This window comes from Kribbella sp. CA-247076 (genome assembly GCF_050942445.1).
Classification (GTDB): Bacteria; Actinomycetota; Actinomycetes; order Propionibacteriales; family Kribbellaceae; genus Kribbella.
The window spans coordinates 1,813,978-1,836,369 of sequence record NZ_CP192051.1 but is presented as its reverse complement, the minus strand read 5'-3'; the positions used below and the strand labels follow the sequence as shown (position 1 = coordinate 1,836,369).

Annotated in this window: 22 protein-coding genes; 9 read left to right on the top strand and 13 right to left on the bottom strand. The window is 70.2% G+C overall.

Annotated elements, in window-relative coordinates; all coding sequences use genetic code 11:
• Position 1: 1 nt before the first annotated feature.
• On the top strand, positions 2-1,441 hold the full coding sequence (locus tag ACQPYZ_RS08835; protein ID WP_433166942.1) for a HAMP domain-containing sensor histidine kinase: 1,440 nt from the start codon (positions 2-4) through the stop codon (positions 1,439-1,441).
• Here ACQPYZ_RS08835 and ACQPYZ_RS08830 read toward each other — a convergent pair.
• On the bottom strand, positions 1,438-2,421 hold the full coding sequence (locus tag ACQPYZ_RS08830; RefSeq protein WP_433166941.1) for a methyltransferase: 984 nt from the start codon (positions 2,419-2,421) through the stop codon (positions 1,438-1,440). The genes ACQPYZ_RS08835 and ACQPYZ_RS08830 overlap by 4 nt on opposite strands.
• A 57-nt stretch (positions 2,422-2,478) precedes the next feature.
• Here ACQPYZ_RS08830 and ACQPYZ_RS08825 point away from each other — a divergent pair, with 57 nt between their 5' ends.
• Both ACQPYZ_RS08825 and ACQPYZ_RS08820 read left to right on the top strand, forming a co-directional pair.
• A complete protein-coding gene (locus ACQPYZ_RS08825) occupies positions 2,479-2,952 on the top strand; it encodes a MarR family winged helix-turn-helix transcriptional regulator (RefSeq protein ID WP_433166940.1) in 474 nt (157 codons plus the stop codon).
• Positions 2,949-3,947, top strand: a complete 999-nt coding sequence (locus tag ACQPYZ_RS08820; protein WP_433166939.1) for a 2-dehydropantoate 2-reductase — start codon at positions 2,949-2,951, stop codon at positions 3,945-3,947. Before ACQPYZ_RS08825 ends, ACQPYZ_RS08820 begins: the two co-directional genes overlap by 4 nt.
• Here the strand turns inward: ACQPYZ_RS08820 and ACQPYZ_RS08815 are convergent.
• Both ACQPYZ_RS08815 and idi read right to left on the bottom strand, forming a co-directional pair.
• A complete protein-coding gene (locus ACQPYZ_RS08815; RefSeq protein WP_433166938.1) occupies positions 3,912-4,820 on the bottom strand; it encodes a GNAT family N-acetyltransferase in 909 nt (302 codons plus the stop codon). The genes ACQPYZ_RS08820 and ACQPYZ_RS08815 overlap by 36 nt on opposite strands.
• 24 nt (positions 4,821-4,844) lie before the next feature.
• A complete protein-coding gene (gene idi, locus ACQPYZ_RS08810; protein ID WP_433166937.1) occupies positions 4,845-5,405 on the bottom strand; it encodes an isopentenyl-diphosphate Delta-isomerase in 561 nt (186 codons plus the stop codon).
• A gap of 217 nt (positions 5,406-5,622) precedes the next feature.
• On the opposite strand from idi, the gene tyrS reads away from it, so the two are divergent.
• Both tyrS and ACQPYZ_RS08800 read left to right on the top strand, forming a co-directional pair.
• A complete protein-coding gene (gene tyrS / locus ACQPYZ_RS08805) occupies positions 5,623-6,825 on the top strand; it encodes a tyrosine--tRNA ligase (protein ID WP_433166936.1) in 1,203 nt (400 codons plus the stop codon).
• A gap of 103 nt (positions 6,826-6,928) precedes the next feature.
• Positions 6,929-7,885 carry a hypothetical protein gene (locus ACQPYZ_RS08800; protein ID WP_433166935.1) on the top strand — a complete coding sequence of 319 codons (957 nt, stop codon included), beginning with the start codon at positions 6,929-6,931 and terminating at the stop codon, positions 7,883-7,885.
• A gap of 89 nt (positions 7,886-7,974) precedes the next feature.
• On the opposite strand, the gene ACQPYZ_RS08795 is transcribed toward ACQPYZ_RS08800, so the two are convergent.
• From ACQPYZ_RS08795 to ACQPYZ_RS08755, 9 genes are all read right to left on the bottom strand, one after another.
• Positions 7,975-8,361, bottom strand: a complete 387-nt coding sequence (locus tag ACQPYZ_RS08795; RefSeq protein ID WP_433166934.1) for a VOC family protein — start codon at positions 8,359-8,361, stop codon at positions 7,975-7,977.
• Positions 8,361-9,668: a cytochrome P450 gene (locus ACQPYZ_RS08790; protein WP_433166933.1), complete on the bottom strand. Its 1,308-nt coding sequence runs from the start codon at positions 9,666-9,668 to the stop codon at positions 8,361-8,363. The genes ACQPYZ_RS08795 and ACQPYZ_RS08790 overlap by 1 nt, the downstream gene beginning before the upstream one ends.
• Positions 9,669-9,731: 63 nt before the next feature.
• Entirely contained in the window at positions 9,732-10,070 is a 339-nt protein-coding gene (locus ACQPYZ_RS08785) for a hypothetical protein (RefSeq protein ID WP_433166932.1), read from the bottom strand.
• Positions 10,057-10,350: a hypothetical protein gene (locus tag ACQPYZ_RS08780; RefSeq protein ID WP_433166931.1), complete on the bottom strand. Its 294-nt coding sequence runs from the start codon at positions 10,348-10,350 to the stop codon at positions 10,057-10,059. The genes ACQPYZ_RS08785 and ACQPYZ_RS08780 overlap by 14 nt, the downstream gene beginning before the upstream one ends.
• A gap of 2 nt (positions 10,351-10,352) precedes the next feature.
• On the bottom strand, positions 10,353-11,582 hold the full coding sequence (locus ACQPYZ_RS08775) for an NRAMP family divalent metal transporter (protein ID WP_433166930.1): 1,230 nt from the start codon (positions 11,580-11,582) through the stop codon (positions 10,353-10,355).
• Complete coding sequence (locus ACQPYZ_RS08770; protein WP_433166929.1) at positions 11,579-12,022, bottom strand: hypothetical protein; 444 nt, start codon at positions 12,020-12,022, stop codon at positions 11,579-11,581. The genes ACQPYZ_RS08775 and ACQPYZ_RS08770 overlap by 4 nt, the downstream gene beginning before the upstream one ends.
• An 86-nt stretch (positions 12,023-12,108) precedes the next feature.
• Positions 12,109-12,645 (bottom strand): isochorismatase family protein, encoded by a 537-nt coding sequence (locus ACQPYZ_RS08765; protein WP_433166928.1) that lies wholly within the window; start codon positions 12,643-12,645, stop codon positions 12,109-12,111.
• A gap of 50 nt (positions 12,646-12,695) precedes the next feature.
• Positions 12,696-14,339: a family 43 glycosylhydrolase gene (locus ACQPYZ_RS08760; protein WP_433166927.1), complete on the bottom strand. Its 1,644-nt coding sequence runs from the start codon at positions 14,337-14,339 to the stop codon at positions 12,696-12,698.
• Complete coding sequence (locus ACQPYZ_RS08755) at positions 14,336-17,506, bottom strand: DUF2961 domain-containing protein (RefSeq protein ID WP_433166926.1); 3,171 nt, start codon at positions 17,504-17,506, stop codon at positions 14,336-14,338. Before ACQPYZ_RS08755 ends, ACQPYZ_RS08760 begins: the two co-directional genes overlap by 4 nt.
• A 180-nt stretch (positions 17,507-17,686) precedes the next feature.
• Between ACQPYZ_RS08755 and gndA the strand changes: the two genes are divergently transcribed.
• The 4 genes from gndA to ACQPYZ_RS08735 all read left to right on the top strand — a co-directional run bounded on the left by gndA (position 17,687) and on the right by ACQPYZ_RS08735 (position 21,650).
• Complete coding sequence (gndA, locus tag ACQPYZ_RS08750) at positions 17,687-19,129, top strand: NADP-dependent phosphogluconate dehydrogenase (RefSeq protein ID WP_433166925.1); 1,443 nt, start codon at positions 17,687-17,689, stop codon at positions 19,127-19,129.
• A gap of 182 nt (positions 19,130-19,311) precedes the next feature.
• Positions 19,312-19,788 carry a DUF6319 family protein gene (locus tag ACQPYZ_RS08745; RefSeq protein WP_433166924.1) on the top strand — a complete coding sequence of 159 codons (477 nt, stop codon included), beginning with the start codon at positions 19,312-19,314 and terminating at the stop codon, positions 19,786-19,788.
• Between the two features lie 741 nt (positions 19,789-20,529).
• On the top strand, positions 20,530-21,066 hold the full coding sequence (locus ACQPYZ_RS08740; RefSeq protein WP_433166923.1) for a DUF6817 domain-containing protein: 537 nt from the start codon (positions 20,530-20,532) through the stop codon (positions 21,064-21,066).
• A 176-nt stretch (positions 21,067-21,242) separates the two neighbouring features.
• Positions 21,243-21,650 carry a hypothetical protein gene (locus ACQPYZ_RS08735; RefSeq protein ID WP_433166922.1) on the top strand — a complete coding sequence of 136 codons (408 nt, stop codon included), beginning with the start codon at positions 21,243-21,245 and terminating at the stop codon, positions 21,648-21,650.
• 19 nt (positions 21,651-21,669) lie between these two features.
• Here ACQPYZ_RS08735 and ACQPYZ_RS08730 read toward each other — a convergent pair whose 3' ends face one another.
• Positions 21,670-22,389, bottom strand: coding sequence for a PIG-L deacetylase family protein (locus ACQPYZ_RS08730; RefSeq protein WP_433166921.1), 720 nt, complete (start codon positions 22,387-22,389; stop codon positions 21,670-21,672).
• Between the last annotated feature and the right edge of the window lie 3 nt (positions 22,390-22,392).

Below are 22,392 nucleotides of genomic sequence, written 5' to 3'. Positions count from 1 at the left end.
GGTGCGCGGTCGGCGACTGAAGCTGTGGGGCCGGGACGGGGCCTGGCTCAGCCTGCGCGGCCGGGTTATGTTGGCCTACGGCCTGCTCGCCCTCGGTCTGTCCTCGGTGCTCGCGCTGGTCACTTGGAGCGTCGTCTCCGACCACCTGACCGAGCAGCGCCGGTCCGCGGCGATGACGGCGACCGCCGACAACGCGGCCGCCTTCCGCTACGGGCTGTTCGGCGCGCCGAAGCCCTGCCGGCTCCAGGACGAGGCCGAGTGCAGCAGCCCCACCCGGCGCCAGGACGTCACCATCGTCGAGCTGCTGAGCAGCCTGCCGTCGACCGACGCGGCCGCCTCGATCGTCTTCTACGACAACCAGTGGTACTCGCTGACCGGCCGGCCGGCCGACCTGCCGGAGGATCTGATCGCCACGGTGCGCAACGGCGAACCGGCGAACCGCCGGATCACCGTCGGCGGTCAGCAGGTGCTCGCGGTCGGCGTACCGATGAGCGGTCCGGGTGAGGCCTTCTTCGAGTGGCATCCGCTGACGAGGCTCGACACGACGCTGCGGACGTTGAAGATCACGCTGGTCGGGGCCGCGATCGTGGCCGCCCTGATCGGCCTGGCGGTCGGGCGGCTCGCGAGCACGCTGGCGCTGCGGCCACTGGCCGCGCTGACCCGGGCGGCGGACGCGGTCGCGCGTGGCCAGCTGGACGCCCGCTTGCAGGTGGACAACGACCGGGACCTCGACGGGCTGGCGCGATCCTTCAACCAGACCGCGGCGAACCTCGAACGGCGGGTGGCGGCGGACGCCCGGTTCGCCGGGGACGTGAGCCACGAGCTGCGGACACCGTTGATGACGATGCTGAACTCGATGCAGCTGATCCAGAACCACCGCGACGAGCTGCCCGGCCCGGTGCGCGAGCCGGTCGACCTGCTCGGCGACGATCTCGAGCGGTTCCGCCGGCTGGTGGTCGACCTGCTGGAGATCTCCCGGAACGACGGCGGCGACCAGGGCAGCCGGGAGACGGTCCGGATCGCCGACCTGGTCCGGGCGGCGGCGAACGCGACCGCCGGCCGGGACGTGACGACGGTCGAGCCGGACGCGGAGGGCCTGACGCTGCAGGCGGACAAGCGGCGACTCGAGCGGGTGATCGCCAACCTGGTCGAGAACGCCGAGGACCACGCCGGCGGCTGCAAGGGTGTCGGCGTGGAGGCCGGCGGGCTGGGCGTCGTCATCACCGTGGACGACGCCGGCCCCGGTGTCCCGGTCGACGACCGGGAGCGGATCTTCGAGCGCTTCGGCCGCGGCGAGAACAGCAACCGCGGCCGCGGGGTCGGTCTCGGGCTGGCCATCGTCGCCCGCCACGTCCAGTGGCACGACGGCACCGTCAAGGTCGTCGACCGCCCCGGCGGCGGCGCCCGGTTCACCGTCGAGCTCCCGGCCCGACAGCCTTAAGTTGCTTCAAGCAACGAGAACCGGTCGTCGCACTCGACCACCCCGCGCGGCCGGAGTCCGGCCGCTTCGGCGAGCGCGGCCCACTCGCGTTCGGTCCGGTCCGCACCGCCCGCGATCGCCAGCATCTCGATGTCGTCGAACTTCGAGTAGTGCGGCGTATTCCCGGCCGGGATCATCGTCTCGACGATCAGCACCGGCGCTCCCGTCCGGCGCAGTACGCGGAGGATCTCGATCGTCTGCTCGTCGGTGAAGTTGTGCAGGCAGCTCTTGATCAGGTGGGCGTCGCCGGGTGGAACGTCGGTGAAGAAGTCGCCCGCGACCAGGTCGACCCGGTCAGCGACCCCGGCGTCCCGGAAGGTCGTGGTTGCTTCCGGCAACACCGACTCGAGCTCCAGCAGCACCCCACGCAGGCGGGGGTACGCCCGCAGCAGCTCGACCAGCAGTCCCCCGGATCCACCGCCGACATCGACGACGACGCCGTACGGCGAGAAGTCGTGCGACGCGACGATCGGCGCCATCGCGTGCCCGTGGAACGTGGCCGCCGCCGCGCCGAACACGCCTGCGTCGTCCGGATGCCCGCCCAGATACTCGTAGATGCTCTGCCCGAAGACCCGGTCGAACGCCGGCTCACCCGTCCGCACGGTGTGCGCGAGCTGCGCGTACGGCGTCCAGAACGGCTCGAGCCCGAACATCCGGGCAGCGTCCCGCAACGACTCCGGTACGCCGGACCGCAGCAGACCGGCCGTCTCCGTCAGACCGAACCGCCCGTCGGCGTCCTCCGCGAACACCCCGACACTCGCCGCTGACCGGAGCACCCGATACAGCGCTCGCGGCTGGGCACCGACCCGCTCCGCCAGATCCTCGGCGGTCAACGGCTTCTCGGCCACCTCGTCCGCGATCCCCAGCTCCGCGAGGGTCGCGAGCACCGGTGGGATCCACTTGCCGGTCAGGAGTCCCATCAGTTCCTGCCGCGCTGTCATCATCGTCCCCCATTGAGTCAGGTTGCCTGACCATGAAGGTAAGGTAACCTGACCCTCATGTCAACGCCGCGCTACTTCGGTCTGCTCCGGCTCGCCTTCGACCAGGCGCTGGCCGCCGTCCTCGCGCAGGTCGGACCGCGTCATCCGGAGCTGCGGCCGGCCCACCTGCAGCTGTTCAGGTTCGGCGGGATCGACGGGTCGCACACGGCCGAGCTGGCGGCGCACGCGGGCATGACCAAGCAGTCGATGCACGAGCTGGTCACCCACCTCGAGCGGCACGAGTACCTCGTCCGCGAGGCCGACCGGTCCGATCCGCGGGCCAAGCGGGTCCGGCTGACGCCGGCCGGGCGGAAGCTCGAGCGGCAGATCAACGACGCGGTCGCGGACCTGCTGGACGAGTGGGAGGCGACCCTCGGTCGCGAGCGGTTCGACGAGCTGTGGACGATGCTCCAGGAGCTGACCGGGCAGACCGGCGCACTACCCGACCGGGACCGGATCCGGTTGGATGACTCTCGAGGAGGCCGGCGATGACGATCGTGGTGTACGGCGCGGGCGGGATCGGCTCCTATGTCGGCGGACGGTTGGCGGCGACCGGCGCTCCGGTCACATTCGTCGGCCGGCAGCGAGTGGCGGACCAGCTCACCGGCCACGGGCTGCGGTTGACCGACTATCTCGGCGCGGATCTCCGGGTCGAGGCGGCGGACGTGCGCTACGAGACGACGCCGGACGCGGCCGCGGAGGCCGACCTCGTGCTGGTGACCGTGAAGTCCGCGGCCACCGAGAAAGCGGGCGCCGAGCTGGCCGACGTACTGAAGCCGGGTGCGGTGGTCGTCAGCTTCCAGAACGGCATCCGCAACGGGGAGCTGTTGCGCGAGCGGCTGCCGGACCACGTCGTGGTGACCGGGATGGTCCCGTTCAACGTGCTGAACCGGGGCGGCGGGGTGTTCCACCAAGGCACCGAGGGCGCTCTCGATGTCCAGCGTCACCCTGATCTCGCGCCGTACGCCGATGCGTTCGCCAAGGCCGGGCTGCCGCTCACGCAGCACGACGACATCCTCCCGGTGCAGTGGGCGAAACTCCTGCTGAACCTGAACAATCCGATCAACGCGCTGTCCGACCTGCCGTTGCGGGACGAGCTGTCGCAGCGTTCGTTCCGCCGGTGTCTGGCCGCGGCGCAGGCCGAGACGCTTGCGCTCCTCGACGCCGCGGGGATCACGCCGGCCCAACTGCTCGCGGTCCCGATGCACCGCTTCCCGCTGATCCTCCGGTTGCCCGACGTCCTCTTCCGCCGCCTGGCCGCGAAGATGCTCGCCATCGACCCGCTCGCCCGGACGTCGATGTGGGAGGACCTCGAGGCCGGGCGGACGACCGAGATCGACTACCTCAACGGCGAAGTGGTCCGCCTGGCCGAGTCGCTCGACCGCACCGCGCCGGTCAACGCCAAGCTCGTCGAGCTGATCCGCGCGGCCGAGACCAGGCGCCGAGCCTGGTCAGGCCCGGACCTCCTCCGCGAGCTCCAGGGGTAGCGTCGCGCGGACGTTGACCGCGACCGCGCCGTACCGGAAGCCGAGGTGCTCGTTGAGCCGGCGCATGTCGTCGTTGCCCTGCTGGGTCCAGGTGTAGATCTCGGTGATGCCGTGCTCGGCGGCCCACGCCATGCTCGTCCGCTTGAGCGTCGACGCGACCGCCTTGCCACGCCATTCCCGGCGTACGGCGGTGTAGGCGACCTCGGCGCGTTCCGGGCGATCGGTGTCGAGCATCAGCCCGGCGACCCCGATCACGTCGTCCCCCGCGACGGCCACGAACATCGCCGCCGGGTCGTTGATCCACTCGGTCGCCCACTCCTCGGCCGAGACCTCGAGCGTGCCAGGGACATCCAGGTCGGGAAGCGTCGGCAGCGCGACCTGCTCGTAGGCCTGCGCCCACAGCTCCGGCCGCTCCGCGACGCTCACCACCTGGTACGACGCCGGGGCGTCCGGCCACGGCTCGGCACCGATGCTGCGGACCTGCTCGACCTGACGGCCGGTCTCAACGAACCCGTGTCGTCGCGCGAACGCGAGCGAGCCCTCGTCCTCGACGAACGAACCGGCGACGTCGTACCCCTGGTCCGCGGCATGGTCGGCCAGCTCGGCCAGCAGCCGCGAGCCGACTCCCTGCCGCCGTGCCGCCGGACGCACCCGGGGTACGACGAACGCGCGACCGGCCACGTCCGAACGGTCCGACAGGCCGCTGCCGACAACGTCACCGTCGAGCTCCGCCAGCAACAGCAGGCGCTCGGGCTTGGCGAGCTCCCGGAGCTCGGCCACGGTCAGGCCGCGTTCGTTCGGCTCGACGGCACTCCGGACGTCCCGCCAGGCTTCGTAGTCCGCGTCCGACCGGACCGGCCTGAGCTTGATCATGCCTCGTCTCCTCCAGTGCGGCGTTCAGTGCAGTGCGGCCGGAGGGAGGGCGGCCGGGTCCGCGGTCGGCCAGTCGCGAGGCGTCGGGCCGAGCTTCGCGAGCTCGTCGAGTTGCAGCAGGCACCAGGGTGACAGGTCCGGGAAGTCCAGCGGCCAGGAGACCCAGCGGTACGCCGCGACCTCGTCCGGATCCGGGGTGGGTTCGCCGGTCCAGCTGACCCGGTAGACCGGGCACAGCTCGTTCTCGACCACGCCGCTCGGCATCTCGGCCCGGTAGCGGAACTCCGGCAGCACGAGGTCGATCCGGTCCGCGACGATCCCGAGCTCGTCGGCCAGCCGGCGGCGTACCGCGTCCACCACCGGCTCGTCCGGAAGTGGATGCCCACAGCAACTGTTGGTCCAGGCACCCGGCCAGGTGGGCTTGCCGAACGCCCGCTGGGTCAGCAGGACGCGGCCGGCGTCGTCGACCACGTAGCTCGAGAACGCGAGGTGCAGCGGGGTCGCCGCGTGGTGGACCGTCGCCTTCGCCTCGGTCCCGATCGCCCGGCCGGCGTCGTCCAGCAGTACCACCCGCTCCTCCGTCACCTCTGGAGCCTAACCCGATACCCCCGCCGGGCCGTGCCTGCTAGCCTGTCCGCGTGATCAAGCGGCGCGTGGCGTATCGACCGGCTCTGGGAGGGGCCGGCATCCGGTAGTCCCCACGATCCGCTCCACCCAGAGCCTCCGAGGCAGGAATCTCTTCCTGCCTCTTTTCTGTTCCCGGAGGCGTCTGTCAGGGTGCCTCCTGTCCGGAGAGGAACCCATGATCGAACCTCAGCAGGTGGTCGGCCGACTCCGCCGTACCACCGACACCATCGTCGGCGAGGCCGAACTGCTGGACCGGCTCGCGTCCGGCCGGCCGTTGCGGATCAAGTACGGCGTGGACTGCACCGCGCCGGATCTCCACATCGGGCACGCGGTCAACCTGTGGATGATGCGGCAACTGCAGGATCTCGGCCACCAGGTCGTGTTCCTGCTGGGCGACCTCACCACCCGCGTCGGCGACCCGACCGGCCGTTCCGAGACGCGTCCCGTGCTCACACCCGAGCAGATCGAGACGAACGCCCGGTCCTTCCTCGAACAGGTGTCGATCGTCCTGCGCACCGACCCCGAGGTCTTCGAGGTCCGGCGGAACTCCGAGTGGTACGACGGGATGGCCGTATCCGAGCTTTTGAGTCTGCTCAGCCAGGTCACGCATGCCCAGCTGATGGTGCGGGACATGTTCCGTGACCGGGTCTCGGCCGGGCGGGAGATCGCCGTCCACGAGCTGGTGTACCCGGTGCTGCAGGGCTACGACAGCTTCGCGCTCCGCAGCGACCTCACGATCGTCGGCTCCGACCAGTTGTTCAACGAGCAGCTCGGCCGGCACTTCCAGCAGCGCCTGGGCGCGCCACCGCAGGTGGTGATCACCACGACCATCACCCCGGGGCTCGACGGGCGGGCGAAGCAGTCGAAGTCACTGAACAACTACGTGGGACTCACGGACACGCCGCGGGACAAGTTCGGCAAGCTGATGAGCATCCCGGACTCGCTGGTGGAGAGCTACGCGCGCGTCTACACCGAACTCCCGCTCGACACCGTCGCCGCGCTCGGAGAGGCCGCCGCCGTCGGCGGTCCACCGGCACGCGACGCCAAGCTCCGGCTGGCCGCCGCGGTAGTCACCCGCTACCACGGCGCCGGCGTCGCCCGCGGTGAGCTCGACGCGTTCAACCGGACCTTCTCGGACGGACAGCAGCCCGCGGACATCCCGGAGGTCTCCGTCGGGCGAGAGGCCGCAACCGTCCTCGAGCTGCTGCAGACGGTACGCCCGGCGGACAGCCGGTCGGAGCTCCGCCGCCTGGTGCGCCAAGGAGCCGTGACCGTCGACGGGACCCGGGTGGACGACCCCGACCAGGTGATCTCGTTGGCATCCGACGTACTCCTCAAGTCCGGCCGCCGCACCTGGCACCGCCTCCGGAAGACCTGAGATTGCCGGAAGGAAACGGTCACCCAGTGAGCATTTTCTTCCGAGAAGCAGTTGTCCACAGGGGTTCAAGCGGGGAGCGGAGGGATCCGGCAGGCTACGCCGGATGGACTGGTGGTGGCAGCGACAGCTCGCTGACGAAGGGATCGACGCGCTGATCCACGACCAGGGTCGGATCGTGTCGCGGAAACAGCTGGCGATCGCCGGCTGGAGCCAGGCCCGGATCCGCCGACCGTTGCGGAACCGGCGCTGGCAGGTCGTCCACCCCGGCGTCTACGCGACCCACACCGGCCCCATCGGGTACGACGCCCGGCTGCTGGCCGCCCTGCTCTACGCCGGCCCGGAGGCGGCCTGGAGCCACTACACCGCGGCGGAGCAGCTCGGCCTGCTCAGGCCGGACGGCAACCGGCCGGTGTACGTGTCGATCCCGGAGCGACGCCGAGTGGTCCGGCGACCGGGCCTCCTCATCCACCGCGATCAGCACTGGCCGGACCGCCTGGCGCCGGTGATTCCGCCCCGGCGTACGCCGGCCCACGCCGTCCTGGACATCGTCGGCGTCTCGCGGTCGGTCGACGACGCGGCCGCGGTGATCGCCGAGACGTGTCAGAGCGGCCGGGTCGCGCCGGCCGACCTCCTTCAGGCCCTGGCCGACCGGCCGCGGCTCCGGTATCGCCACCTGTTGCGCCCGATCGTCGCCGATGTCGCCGCCGGCTCACACTCACTGCTCGAACTGCGGTACCTGCGTGACGTCGAGCGCCGACACGAGCTGCCGACGGGTGTCCGGCAGCGTCCGGTCGAGAACGAGTTCACTGACGTCCTGTACCAGGGATTCGGACTGGTCGTCGAGCTCGACGGACGGCTCCATCTCGTCCCGCGGACGAGATGGCGTGATCTGGACCGCGACAACCGCGCCACGCTCCGCGCGGAGGCGACGCTGCGGTACGGCTGGTTGGACGTCACCAGCCGCCCGTGTGAGGCCGCCGTACAGGTGCTTCAGGTACTGCGCCGCACCCGGCCGGACCTCCCCGCCCGAGCCTGTCGTCCTGCCTGCCCGGTGCGTTGAGGGGGTTTGCGGAAGATCACTGTCGCGGACCGGCACCAATCTTCCGCAAACGCCTAGGTGGAGCTGGGGCCGGACCAGTGCCCGTGTGGTCAGTCGACCTGGATGACGCAGAACTCGTTGCCTTCGGGGTCGCGGAGGACGATGAAGCCGTGCTCGTCGGGGTAGTTCCAGTCGTCCACGCGGGTTGCGCCGAGGGCGAGGATGCGGTCGATGTGCTCGTCGCGCTTGCTGGTGTAGAGGTCGATGTGCACCGGGGCCGGGTCGGACGGGATCGTCTCGGCGCGCTGGATCAGCACGGCCGGACCGGTGCCGGCGGGATCGGTCAGTTTGGCGAACTGGTCGGCCGGACCGATCCGGTCGGGTCGGCCGTACCCGAGGGTGGCGGACCAGAAGTCCGCGGCGCGGTCCATGTCCAGGGCGTTGACGACGATCGTCGCCAGTCGCAGGTCGCCGATCTCGGCCGGTCTGGCGTTCATCAGATCCTCCAGAAGCCCATCCGGGGCGCGGTGTGGTCGAACGTCGCCGGCAGCGGACCGGCGGTGAGTTTGGCGCGGGTGTGCGGATCCACATCGAGGTCGTAGCGCGACGTGAGCCGATGGGCCGCCGTACTCACGGTCAGCAGGACGACGTTCCGGCCGGGACACACCGCCGGCCCTTCGCTGAACGGGATCAGCGGCCAGGACCGGTCCGACCGCCCGTCCAGCCAGATCTCCGGGACGAAGTCGTTCGCGAAGTCGAGCGCCTCGTCGTCGCGGTGGAACACCGAGGTCACGATCGCGAACTCGGTCCCGGCCGGTGCGGTGCCGGCGTCCCACCGGGTCTCGGTCCGTCCTTCCCGCAGTACGACGAGGGTCGTCGGCCATAGCCGCACCGACTCCTGGACCGCGGCGCCGGCGTACGCGAGCAGCGGCGATTCCTCCGCTGCGATCGTCTTGGCCGCGTCCGGCCGGGTCGCGAGGACGGCGAGGAGTCGCCAGAGCGCGATCCCGGCCGAGTCGAACGCGAACATCCAGTGCGGCACCTGCCCGGCCGGATCGAGTCCGCCACCCGGTTCGACGGTACGGCTGTCGCGGTGGAGCGTGCTGTGCATGAGCGCCTCGACGAGACTTCCGGGCGCGGCGTTCTCGACGTACTCGCCGAGCTTGCGGTCGAAGCGTTCCTGCGCACGGCGGTTGCGGGGATGCGCCGCGGCCCAGTTGGCGTTCGAGCGCAGTACGTCGAGCAGCCTGGTCAGCTCGGTGTCGTCACGGGCCTTGTCACCGAGCACGATGCGGCGGACGACCCGGGACCAGAGCTTCCGGAAGTCGGTCCAGCCGAGAGTGCCGCTCGGGTGCAGCTCCTGGGTGATCGCGGCCACCATCTGGTCGGCGTACCGATGGACCGGACGATGGGTGTCGAGGGCGTCCTCGTTGAGCTCGCGGCGAGGCGCACGCAGCGGTGGGTCGGTCGCGAGGACGGCGTGCGGCTGGAAGTGGTTCAGGGCGCCGACCTTGTCCGAGGTGGCCGCGGAGAACGGGTCCGGGGTCTCGTGCAGGATGCGGTGGACGTGGTCCGGGTCCAGGACCAGCGCGATGGTCCGGCCCGGAAGGCGGATCAGCAGCGGGCCCTCGCCGTACCGCTGCCGGAACGCGCGCACGCGGCGGAGGGCCCGGTCGTCGGCGTGGAGCAGGTCGGCCGCTCTGGATGCTGCCGGCCGGCGCATGATCGCGCCCTGCGCGACGACCGGCAGCAGTACGTCGCGGACCGCCCGCGCGGCATCCGGGAACGTCGCAGTGGGAAGCATGGCGGCCCGGTGCCCGACCACCTCGGTGACAAACGGACCGCCTGTCGCGGCGACGACGGGCGGTCAGATGCGCGGGGTCTCCTCCAGGTGCTGCAGGTCGGAGCGGCCGCGGGCGACTTCGATCCTCGGGTCGGCCAACCGGACGTCCTCCCAGGGCAGGTACCAGACCTCGCCGAGGCGACGGTGCACCAGCCAGCGCAGCAGAGCCGGGCCGACGTGACGTTCGTAGCCGAGCAGCCGGGTGGCGTGGTGCTCGACCACGATCAACCCGGTCACCCGAAAGGCGGCCTGCATCGACGGCAGCACCGGCCCGTCCTGGACCAGCCGGACGTCCGCGACCCAGCCGATGTCGTCTCCCCCGGCGTCCACCACCCGGCGGCCGAGCAGCTCATTCAGTCGCATGGCGGGCTCCCGGGATCTTGCGGATCACGTGCTCGTCGACCCAGTCGTCCCAGCGGTCCAGGTCGAGGCCGTCGGTGCTGATCTTCACCGCGCTGTCGACCTCGGCGATCAGCCGCGCCGGGATCCGCTGCCCGCCGCAGATCAGCGCGGTCAGCAGCGGCGGATCCGCCGCCAGGTCAAACTCGACGTCGTCCACCTTCCCGACCAGCCGGCCCGTCCGGTGGTCGATGAGCTGACGGTCCAGCAGATGCAGTTGTGCGTGCAACACCCGTCCGGCCATGGCTACTGCCCCGCTCTCGTGATGATCATCAACGGAATCGCCGCGATCGAGGCCACCAGCAGCAGCCCCAGGTAGAACAGCCCGAGGACGTTCGTCACCCGCCGGTTCGTGTGCTCGCCCATGTAGTCGGGATCGTTCGCGATGATCAGGATGGGCAGGTACGTCAACGGCAGTGCCATCGCCGCGAACACCACCGAGTACTCCGTCACCTTCACCGGATCCACAGCCGTCAGCAGCACCAGGATCGACAGCGCGATGCAGATGATCATCACCAGGTGGAACCGGGACGCCTCCCGCGGCCGGACGAACTTGCCCCACTGCCAGCCGAAGTACTGCCCGATCGTGTAGCCGCACGACAGCGCGGTCTCCAGCGCCGCACCGAAGGTCGCGGCGAACACGCCGAGCAGCACGACCACCAGTCCGATCTTGCCCAGGGCAACCGCCACCGGCAGCGTCACCTGCCCGAGCGTGCCGACCTGGATGCCGGCCGGCAGGTAGAGCACGGCCGCGCAACCCATGATCGCCAGCGACAGCAACCCGCCGAGCGGGAACCCGACGAACACGTTCGCCCGCTCGGTCACCAGGTCGCGCCGGGTCCACTTCTCCTCCACCCCGCCGGAGGAGAAGAAGAACACCTCGTACGGCGTCATCGCGGCACCGAACAACGCGATCGCGTAATACGCGTAGGTCGCCCAGGTCTCGTGCCCGACCGGTCGCGGATTCGTTGCCTGGTGCATCAACTGGCCCCAGTCCGGACCGAGCTTCCACAGTGCCACCGCGAACACGATCAGCAGCAGGCCCAGCAGCCCGAACGCGGTCTCCAGCCGGGAGAACTTCACCCGCCAGATGACCAGCCAGACCGCGAACGCGGCCACCGGGACCCAGAGCAGGTAGTTGACGCTGCTCGCGAGTTCGAGCGCCAGCGCGACGCCGCCGATCTCGGCGATCAGCGTCAGCAGCGTGACCAGGAACGATGCGATCAGTGCGAGCAGACCGGTCCTGCGGCCGAGCCGCTCGCGGATCAGGTCGAACACCGGACGGCCCGAGACCGCGACCACCCGGCCGCACATCTCGGCGTACAGGCAGATGCCGATCACGCCGACCACGACCACCCACGCGAGCCGGGTGCCGAACCGGGCGCCGACCAGCGCGTTGGTGACCAGGTCGCCGATGTCGACGAAGCCGCCGATCGCGGTCAGGATGCCGAGCGTGACCCCGAGCCACTTCTTCACCGCGCGGACTCCCCGAGGCGGTCTAGCTCGCGGCCGGCCTGCTCGAGTACGCCGACCTGCTGCCGGACGGTCGTGAGGTCGCCGTTGGCCAGCGCGATCCGGGTATCGCGGACGGCGGACGCGGCGGCGTCGAGCGCCTCACCGAACTCGTCGTACCTCCGGCGAGCCGTCGCATCGCCGGGCTGCCGCGCTTCGAAGCCGGACACGACCTGGTCGAGAGCCTCATCGGCGTCGGTGACCATCCGGTTCGCGGCCGGCGCCCACAGGTTGCCGTCGAGGAATTGGTTGCTGATCAGGCGGACGGTGTTCACCTCGGAGCGAGCCTCGCGAGCGGCGCGGGCGCCTTCGGTGAGCAGTTGCCGCTCGGAATCGGCGCCGCAACCCGTCAGCATGGCCGGCAGAGCCAGCAGGGCGACGGCGATCGCGGCCCACCACCTCATCCTCGGCGACTCCTTCGATGCACAGTCCGATAGTCGTGCACCGGTACCCAGCGGGCGCCGATCGCAACCGGGCGGCCGGGGCTCGGTCAGGTGGTCGGGCTGAGGGCGGCGACGTACTCGGTGCCGGAGCAGACGGTGCCGAGCCTCGGGAACATCGTGCTGACCGCGAACTCGTGCGCCCGCGCGTCCAGCCCGGTCATCGCGTCGGCGACGTAGACGGCGGCGTACCCGAGATCGTCGGCCGCCCGGCCGGTCGACTCGACCCCGAAGTTCGTCGCGATCCCGGCCAGCGCGACCGTCTCGATGCCCCGGGTCTGCAACTCGAGGTCCAGCCCGGTCCGGCCGAAGGCGCCGAGCGTCCGCTTGACGATCTCCAGGTCACCCGGCTCCGGCTGCGCGCCGGGCGCGAACCCGCTGCCCTCCGGCTGGACGTCGACCCCGGGCCGCTCGACCCGCACGTTCACGACCAACCCGCCCACCGACCGGGTCGCCTTCGCCAGCGCGACACACCGCTCGAGCACCTCCCGCCCGGACAGTGGCGCCGTCTCCAGCGCCACGATCCGCGGCATCAGGTCGATCAGAACCAGCGCAGTACGCCGGGGGTCCAGCTTGAGCTCGGTCATACTCCGACCCTAGTGCCCGGCCTCCGGCCCAGGCACTGGTCAGGCCGGCATCAGTTGAGGCCGGCGGCCAGGCCGTCCGCGAAGGCGACGTCCCGTTCGGTCCCGGAGAAGCCCACCCGGTAGTGGCCGCCGTCGTACGTGCCCGGTGGGAGCGGGCGCCCGCCCGGTTGCCACAGCGGCTGCCAGGCGACCGCGCCGTTCGACGGGTCGTACCAGTGGTTGTCCGCCGACCAGGCCGACCCTTCCCGGTACGCCGTGACGACGCTCAGCCCGGAGCCGGTCGCCATCGACCACCGCGGCAGTCCTGCGACGTCGCCCGTACGACCGAAGCCACCGGGATCGCCTTGGTCGGTGAGCGCCGAGTCGACGTTGAACGCCGCCTCCCAGACCGGTGCGTTGGTCGGCTTGTGCACCTTCCAGGTGAGGTGCGTGTCGAAGGTGGCCGCGCCGAACTCGAACGACCAGTCCGCCGAGACGGGCTCGTCACCGAACGAGACGCCGCGCAGCGTGAGCCTCGATCGACCGGTGTCGACGCGGGCGGCCGGACCGCTGAGGTCGGTGGCACCGAAGTTCCCGACCGCGAGATACGGCGCGGTCGACCGACCCGACGAGTCCAGCGCCGGCCGGTAGTTCCGACGCCCGGCCGGGTCGACCTCCAGGCTTCGGAGCGCGGCCCGTGGGGTGCTTTCGATCGTCGCCCGGTAGTGCGCGGTGCTCACGACCCGGCCCTTCGTCACCTGCAGCTTGGCGAAGTCGAGCGGCGCGATGAACAGGCCGCCCTTACCCCAACCGGCTCCGGTGACGTACCAGTCCCGGCCGTCCTGCACGACCTCGGCCGCGTGGGCCGGGATTGTGCCGACGTGCTGATCGACGGTGAAGTGCAGCGGGTCCTTGCTCTTGTACACCTTGGTCGTCTCGTAGCCGCCGTCGCAGCACACGAACAGGTACCAGTCGCTCCCGCGCTGGACGACGTACGGCGACTCGGTCGGCCCGCCGAACGTCCCGGTCGCCGGATGCTCGAACGCGGTCCGGCGCTCGCTCCAGCTCCGCAGATCCGTACTGGTGCGGTAGGCAACGATGTGGTTGCCGCCGGCCGGCGTCGAGTTCGCGGTGTAGTACATCACCCACTGATCGCCGACCTTGAGCACCATCGGGTCACGCCCGTCGAAGCCGTCGGTGAACAGCGGGTTCGCCGCGTCCCGCGTCCAGTTCACGAGATCGGTCGAGGTCGCCAGGTGCATCCGGTACGCCGTGTGGTCCGGGGTGCCGGCGGCGTAGAACATGTAGTAGGTGCCCGCGTCGTACAGCACGTACGGCGCCCAGATGTGGCTCTCCCCGGCGGCCGGATCGGCGACCAGCGCGGGCGGCTGCTTCGTCCACGGACCGTTCGGCGTCGGCGCGGTGGCGTGGCCGAAGCTCTTCTCATCGAGCGGATTCGCCGGCTCCGCATGGGTGATCGCGTACACGTGCCAGGTGCCGGTCTTCCGGTCCTGCACCAGCGTGTGGTCGTTGTAGTACCACGGCTCGGACTCTCCCACGCCGGGATCGTAGACCTTCATGAACTTGCCCGCAGCAACCACCTGGTTGACCTCGACGTACGGCGTGATCCGGACGCGGAACGGCGATGCGTCCGCCTGCAGTGGGGTGGCGAGGACGGTCAGGCCGACGAGCGCGGCGACGATCTTCCGGATCATGAGTTCAGCACCAGGTCGAGGAAGTCCAGGCCGACCAGGTAGCCGGTGGCGGCTGGATTCTTGCCGGTCAGGGTGATCGTCAGCTCGTGCTTACCGGCAGTAAGTTGCGCGGTCCCGAGGTCGACCTGCTGCGTAGTCACACCCTGGGCGACGTAACCGTCGAACGTGGTCTTGCTGCTGCCGACCTGGATGTCGGCGATGCCGTAGTCGGCGGCCTTGGTCAGGACGGTGCTCAGGTCGTACGAGCCGGTGGTCGGGACGGTGAACCCGAGCACCACCTTGTCGCCGGCCTTGGTCCCGTGGATCCAGGCCTGCGTGCCGTTCGACCAGCTCACCCCGCAGCAGTTGCCCTGCGGATCAACCGGCACGGTGGACGACACCGCTGGCAGCATCGACTCGCCCTCGACCCGCAGCGTGTTGCCGGTCGTCGCTTGCGCCGCCGCCGACTTCCGGCCGACGTTCCCGGCGAAGTCGACGGCGGCGATGCGGTATGACCAGGTCTCGTGCAGCCCGAGGTTCCGGTGCACGAAGCCGGGCAGCGGGCTGGTGCCGATCAGCTTCTCCGCGCCACCGGCCTTGGTCCCGTAGACGTTGTAGTGCCTGATCCCGCTGTCGTCCGCGGCGTCGGACCAGCGCACGTCGACCGCGTTGTTCGTCCGGCCGGTGGCCGTGACCGTGGCGACCGCGCCGGGCGCCCGCCTGTCGTCGTACGGGAGGACCATCGACTGCACGACGTACGCCGAGGCCGTCCAGTCGGGGCCGGTCGGCCGGAGCTCGATGTCGAGCTTGGTCCGGCCGAAGGTGAGGGCCGGCGGCAACTGGTAGTTGTCGTCCAGCCAGCGCTGCTGGTCGTTGCCGAGCGGCTGCAGCCAGGTGCCCGCATCCTTGCCGTTGACCAGCACCTTGGCGGACTGGCCGGCGGTGTTCTGGTCGCTGGTCCGGCGCAGCGTCACTCCCCGGTTGACCGGATCGACCTTCACGCTGAACTTGACCGGCTGGGTCGTCTTGCGGACCTGGTCCGTCAGGACGATGTCGTCGTGCTCACCCTCGTACACCGACGTCACGTCGTACGCCTGAGCACCGCTGTCGGCGTACCCGTGCTGCTGCCGGCTCGCGGCCGAGCCGGTGTCGATCCGGTCGGTCTCGCGGGCACCGAACTTCGCGGCGGTGTAGAGGAACGCCGTCGAGCCGTAGATGCCCGGGTGGTCGTTCTGCTGGCCGTGCTCGATGGTGAAGTCGAGGTGGTTGTGATAGTCGATCGCATCGGTGATGTGCAGTCGCCAGGCGCCGTCGCACTCGACGGTGCAGAAGCCGGCCTTGACCTCGTGCGCCGAGTTGCCGTGGAACGGCGTGGAGTACGTGCCCGCGTTGAAGTACCAGCCGGACTCGTAGTAGTCCTCGGTGCCGGTGCCGTGGATCGCGGGGGTGCGTTCGCCGTCGACGTACACCCGCTCGTCGCCCTCGAGGTAGCCGCGGGTGTTGCCGTCGGCAAGCAGACCTTCCATCGTCTGGGAGACGCCGACGAACTTGCCGCGACCGGTGACGTCCGCGAACGTCCAGTCGCTGCCCTGCGTGGTCTCACCGCGGTGCGAGATCGCGGTGAAGTACCCGGTCTTCCCGGCCAGCAGCTCGACCGCCCTGCGGGCGTCCCGCGCGGTGGTCACCTCGGCCTGGCCCTTGAGCGGGTACGCCGACGTGTTGGTGAGCGTGACCGTGGCGCGGCCGGCGTACGGCATCGGCCACCAGGACGAGTACCAGCCGTCGGGGTCCATCGCGAAGAACAGCGAGCGGACCGGGTTCTCCCCGAGACCGGAGCCGAAGAACTCGCCGATCGGGGCGTCGACGCGCTTGCGGCCGTCGATCGTCACCTGGACGCGGACGCCGGCCAACAGCGAGTCCGACGGCTTCACCCGGGCGCCGTCCTCCGCGGTCGCGGCGTACGACATCGCGTGCGTGCCGCTCCACTTCTGGTCGGTGATGACGTAGCCGTGGGCCTGCTCCTCGGCGAGATGGTCCGGGCCGAGGTCCAGGGTGTCGGTGCGCTTCGCCGTACCGCCGACGATCGAGTCGGCCCAGTAGGTGAACTCGTTGAAGTCCAGGTCGGACGAGATGAACTCGTTGGTGACGGTGATCTCGGACTTACCGGCGGTAAGTTCGGCCGGCAGGTCGACGACCTGGTCGTGCCACTGCGCGCCCTCCGCCTTCAGCGGTGCCCACTCGCCGGCCTCGACGCCGTCGACCAGCACCTTCGCCCGCTGGTTGCCGATCCGCAGGTCCATCCGGCGGATCAGCTTCACGCCGGTGTTGGCCGGGTCGACCTTCAGGGTGAACTTGCTGCTGCCGGTGAACGCACGGCCGTCGTCCGCGACCGACTGGAGGTCGAGACCGACGATCTCCGGCAGCCTCAGCCGGAGGGCGCTGACCTCACCCGGTCCCCGGGCGTCGGCCAGGGTGATCTGTTTGCCGGGGGCAAGGTTCAGCGGGCTGGCCTTGGTCTGCGCGTTCGGGTGCGCGGGCTTCGGGTCCTTGGTGCCGGCGGCCTTGAGCAGGGCGAGCACGTCCTCGGCCTTGTCGGCCGGGTCGAACGTGCGGATGCCGGTCGCGTCCGGGAACTCGCGGTAACCGACGTGATAGAAGTACGGGTTGCTCTGGGTGGTGATGCGCATCGACTTCCGGTACGGCATCGGCACTCGGATATAGACGCCGCCGCTGGTCTCCTGGGCGTTCGCGACCAGCGGGTACACGAACGGCGCGCCGAGCTTGCCGTCGGCGAGGTCCTGCAGGGACGTGTGCACGACCTGCTTGCCGTCGAGCTCGATCGTGATCGTCCCGGTGTTGGTGACGTCGCCGCCGTCCCGGGTGAACCAGACCGTCCCGACCTCGCCGGCGCCTTCGTCCTCGGCGATCACACAACCGGCGGAGGTCGTCCGCAGGCACGAGTACTTGCCGTCGAAGCCGTCGTTGTTGGTGCCGTCCCGGCCGAAGCTGGAGAACTGCTTCGTCCGCACCCCGGTCTGGAGCTCGGGCAGGCGGTCGAGCTTCCGGTAGACCTCCCAGCCGACCGGGCCGTTCGCGGTGGCCGGTACGGCGGACGCCGTACCTGGAGCTGTCGTGACAGGGAGGACGAGCACCGCGGCGGCGGCGAGCGCAACGAGACGACGGATCATGGGCGGCCTTCCGGCTTCGTCGTGGGAAATCGATTTCTCAGGTTTCTACCATCGTTGCACCCCGGTTGAGAAGAGTTCAGGCCGGACGACTTCTCGTCCAGGAAGCGGCCCCGGCGCAGCGGGCACGACTCCGGCGCGCGAGACTGGTCCCGCACACAACTTGAGACTGCGGGAGATTCGATGAGCTCTGCTGCCAAAGCCCAGATCGGCGTCACCGGCCTCGCGGTGATGGGCCGCAACCTGGCCCGGAACCTCGCACGCAACGGGTTCCGCGTCGCCCTGCACAACCGCTCCCAGGCGCGCACCGACTCCCTGGTCGAGGAGTTCGGCTCCGAGGGCGAGTTCGTCCCGTCCACCGACCTGGCCGGGTTCGTCGAGTCGCTCGAGCAGCCGCGGAAGATCATCGTCATGGTCAAGGCCGGTGAGCCGACGGACGCGGTCATCGAGGAGCTGGTGCCGTTGCTCGACGAGGGCGACATCGTCGTCGACGCAGGCAACGCGCACTTCGTCGACACGCGGCGCCGCGAGACCGCGCTGCGCGAGAAGGGCCTGCACTTCGTCGGCAGCGGCGTCTCCGGCGGCGAGGAAGGCGCGCTGAACGGCCCGAGCATCATGCCGGGCGGCTCACCCGAATCGTACGCCGCGCTCGAGCCGATGCTGACCAAGATCTCCGCGCACGTGAACGGCGAGCCCTGCTGCGTGCACGTCGGACCGGACGGCGCCGGCCACTTCGTCAAGATGCTGCACAACGGCATCGAATACGCCGACATGCAGCTGATCGCGGAGGCGTACGACCTGCTCCGGCACGTGCTCGGCCTGTCCCCGGCCGAGCTCGCCGACGTGTTCCGCGAGTGGAACTCCGGCGACCTGGAGTCCTTCCTGATCGAGATCACCGCCGAGGTGCTCAGCCAGACCGACCCGACCGCCGGCGGTCCGTTCGTCGACGTCGTCCTCGACCAGGCGGAGCAGAAGGGCACCGGCCGCTGGACCGTGCAGTCCGCCCTCGACCTCGGCATCCCGGTGAGCGGCATGGCCGAGGCCGTGTTCGCCCGGTCGCTGTCCGGTGACGTCGTACGGCGGGAGGCCGCGGCCGGTGTGCTGCCGGGGCCGGCGGAGGCGAAGGCGGATGTGGACCGGGACGCGTTCATCGACGACGTACGGCACGCGCTGTACTCGTCGAAGCTGGTCGCGTACGCGCAGGGCTTCGACGCGATCCGGGCGGCGAGCGAGGAGTACGACTGGAACATCGACCTCGGGGCGATGGCGACCATCTGGCGCGGCGGCTGCATCATCCGGGCGCGGTTCCTCGACCGGATCAAGGAGGCGTACGACCGGAACGCCGACCTGCCGTCGCTGCTCGTCGACGACTACTTCAAGGAAGCCGTGTCGAACGGCCAGGAGGCGTGGCGGCGGGTCGTCGCGACCGCCGCGACCGTCGGCGTACCTGCTCCGGGCTTCTCCGCCGCACTGTCGTACTACGACGGCCTGCGGGCGGAGCGCCTTCCGGCGGCCCTGATCCAGGGGCTGCGCGACCTGTTCGGGGCGCACACGTACAAGCGGGTGGACCGCGAGGGCACCTTCCATCTCGAGTGGTCGGGCGACCGCTCCGAGACGCAGTCCTGAGGTAGCCGCGCACGCGGCTTGGTTGACAGCGGGGCCCGGCGTTCCTGTCGGGTCCGGCTGTTGTGTGGTTCAGGTGTGACTGGTGGGGCTGGATTGGCTTGTGTGTCGAACATATGTTCTAATGGACGCACAGCGCCAGCCCGCTCACTGCGGGCGATGTTCAGAAGGAGATCGCCGCAACGATGACTGTAGACACTCTGGCAGTAGAAGCGCCGTCGGACGCCGCCGACACTCCCGACACCCTCAGCCCTTCGGAGTCGGTCGCCGTGAAGCAGACCGCTCCGGCGGATGTCGCCGCGGGTGTTGCTGACGGTCCGGGAGCCGATGTGGCCGCGGGCACGGCTGCCGAGAAGCCGAAGAAGGCTCCGGCGAAGAAGGCGGCCGGCAAGAAGATTAAGACCCTCGAGCTGACGCTGACCGTCACCGGCACGGCCGATGGCGAGTGGCACGCCGAGCTCAAGCAGGGCAGCACCTACCTGGCCCGCAACCTCGCCGTCGCGGCCGCCGCCGTCTCCCGCGCCGCCAAGGAGCTGCACGAGGACCTCTCCACCCCCATCGACGAGGTCATCGAAGCCGCTCGCGAGCAGCAAGCCGCCAAGGTCGCCGCCCTCGAAGCGGAGCTGGAAGCCGCCCGCAAAGCCCTGGCCGACCTCGACTGACCACGGCCACCCCGGGCCAACTTCACGACCCGCGGCGCCGGGCCGGGTCCTTCGTCCAGGTCCGGCACGAGCTCAAAGCTGCTGTCGTTTGGCGCCTTCCACCCGTTCGCTGCGACGAATCCCGTGCGCTCCTCCCGCACAGGGTGAAAGGCACCAAACGGCAGCCACCCCAACCGGCAACCCCACCAACCACCCGCACCAAGCAGGCGGGAGGCGTCCGCCGACCTCGGACGAGCGGCAACCTTCCCGTACTCGCACGACGCGACGCCCACCCCCGCCCTCCGACAACGCGATGCCCACCGTCGTACGTCGACGCGAGACCACGGCCGTGCCTGACGACGCCGTACCCCACCACACGGCACCCACCCCGCGCCACGACGACGCGCCGTACTCCGACAACGCGAGGCCCACCGGCGTACTCCGACGACGCGAGACCCACCGCGTACTCCGGCAACGCCCGAGCTTCCCGCCTTGGACGACGCGGGACCGACCGCCGTACTCCGACGAAGCGGGAACCTCCGCTGTGCTCGGGGTCGGGGGCTGCGGGGGTGCTGGGGTGATAGGGCGCGGCGAGGACTGCGGGGGTGCTCGGGCGCGGCGGGGGCTGCGGGGGTGCTTGGGGGTTACGAAATGTGATGTAGTCGGCGCGCCGGATGGGTGGGCGGGGTGGTGAGCGAAGCCTTACCGTGATTGCCTGGGCCGCTCCTGCTGGGCCCTGGCCACTGCGGATGAAGGGGTCAGATGAGCGCTTTTCAGGACATGGGATCGCTGCTGCTGGTCCGTGGTGCCGACGAGCTCGAGCACGCGGGCGGCAGCCTGTACGTCCATCTGCACCGGGTCGCCAAGCGCCTGACCACGCTCGGCGCGTCCGACACCCTGGTGCTGGCCGGACTCGCGCATGCGGCGTACGGGACCGACGGGTTTCCCACCCACCTGTTCGACTGGCAGCAGGAACGCCCTGTCCTGGAAGCCGTCATCGGCCCCGAGGCCGAGCTGATCGTGTACCGCTACGGCTCCTGCGAACGCGAGACCACCTGGCGCGACCTCGCCGAGCACCGGACGGTTACCGACCGCTTCACCGGCACCTCGGAAGAGCTCTCCGGCGCCGACCTCCGCGACTTCGTCGATCTCACCATCGTCAACGAGCTCGACGTCCTCGACCACGCCCCCGCGCTCGCCCCGAAGCTCCGCCCCTTCCTCCAGGACCAGATTCCCCGCTGGCAGTCCCTGGCCTCCCCCGCGGTCCTGGCCGAAGCCAACCGAGCCCTCGAACTCTGACCGCAGCCCTCGAGCTCTAAGCGCGGCCCTCGAACTCTGACCGCAGCCCTCGAGCTCTAAGGGCGGCCCTCGAGCTCTAAAGCGCGGCCCTCGAGCTCTGACCGCGAGTGTCGACCGGCAGTTAGCTGCCAGCGGCATGCCTGGAAAACCGTCGAGGGGCGACGGATGATCGGGGTATGGCCCGGTATGAAGTGGTTGCTCGCGCGAAGACCGATCGACGACTGTCCGACACCGACTACCTCGAGCTCGCCCTCAAGTCGCACGCTCTCGACAAGGGCATGCGGTTCCAGCGGGTCGAGGACCTGCCCGACGGCACCATCGCCGTCGTCCTCCAGCAGAAGCTTTCGCCCCGCAAGCACGACACCGCCTGCACGATGGCGAACCGCAGCCTCGCCCAACTCGGCATCCCCGCCGGCCAGGTCCAGCAGATCGACCTGCACCGCCTGTCCCGCAGGGGCCGGACGCTGGTCCGCTCCTGGGTCACCCCACCGCCCCCGGCAGACCCGTCCGGCGACCGCGAGCCCCGCCGCCCGGCGCCCAACCCACCCCATCTGAGGGTCACCCTCGACCTGCCCAAGGATTGACCGGTTCCTTCGCGTCCGGCTACGGGGTGAAGACTTCGAAGGCGGTGGCGTACTTGGTGCCCAGGCGGGTGCCGGCGGCGCGACACAGACCCTCGAGGAACTCGGCGGGGTCGAAGTCGGGCTGGTTGAGCCCTTCGATGTAGGCCTTGTGCGCACGCAGCGACTCCACACCGACGTCGAAGGTGGCAGTGGTGTCCACCCCGTGACGGGAGCCGGGTGAGCTCGCGGCCCAGACCTGGCGTACGCCGTTCCAGCGGTCACCGGCGTCTGGGAAGATCCAGCGGTTGGCGGCGTCCCGGACCGCGTCGAGGGTGGCCCGGCCGGTGTTCATGTGGTCGGCCTGGTTGAGCGAGACGTCGCCGTCCCAGGTCTCGCGGAAGTTGTTCGTGATCACGATCTCGGGCTGGTGCCGCCGGATGACCGACGTGATGAGGCGGCGGAGCGCGACGCCGTACTCGATGGTGCCGTCCGGCTGACCGAGGAACTCGACCGCCGACACTCCGACGATCCGCGCGGACTCGATCTGCTCGGCCTCGCGCAGCGGTCCGGACTCGTCCGGTGCGACGCCGTCGATGCCGGCCTCACCCGAGGTCAGCAGGCAGTACGCGACCTCCTTGCCCTGGCCGGTCCACCGCGCGATCGCCGCGGCCGCCCCGAACTCCAGGTCGTCGGGATGCGCGATCACCGCCAGCGCCTTGTGCCAGTCCTCCGCCACCGCTTCGAGTTTGTCCACGCTCATGCC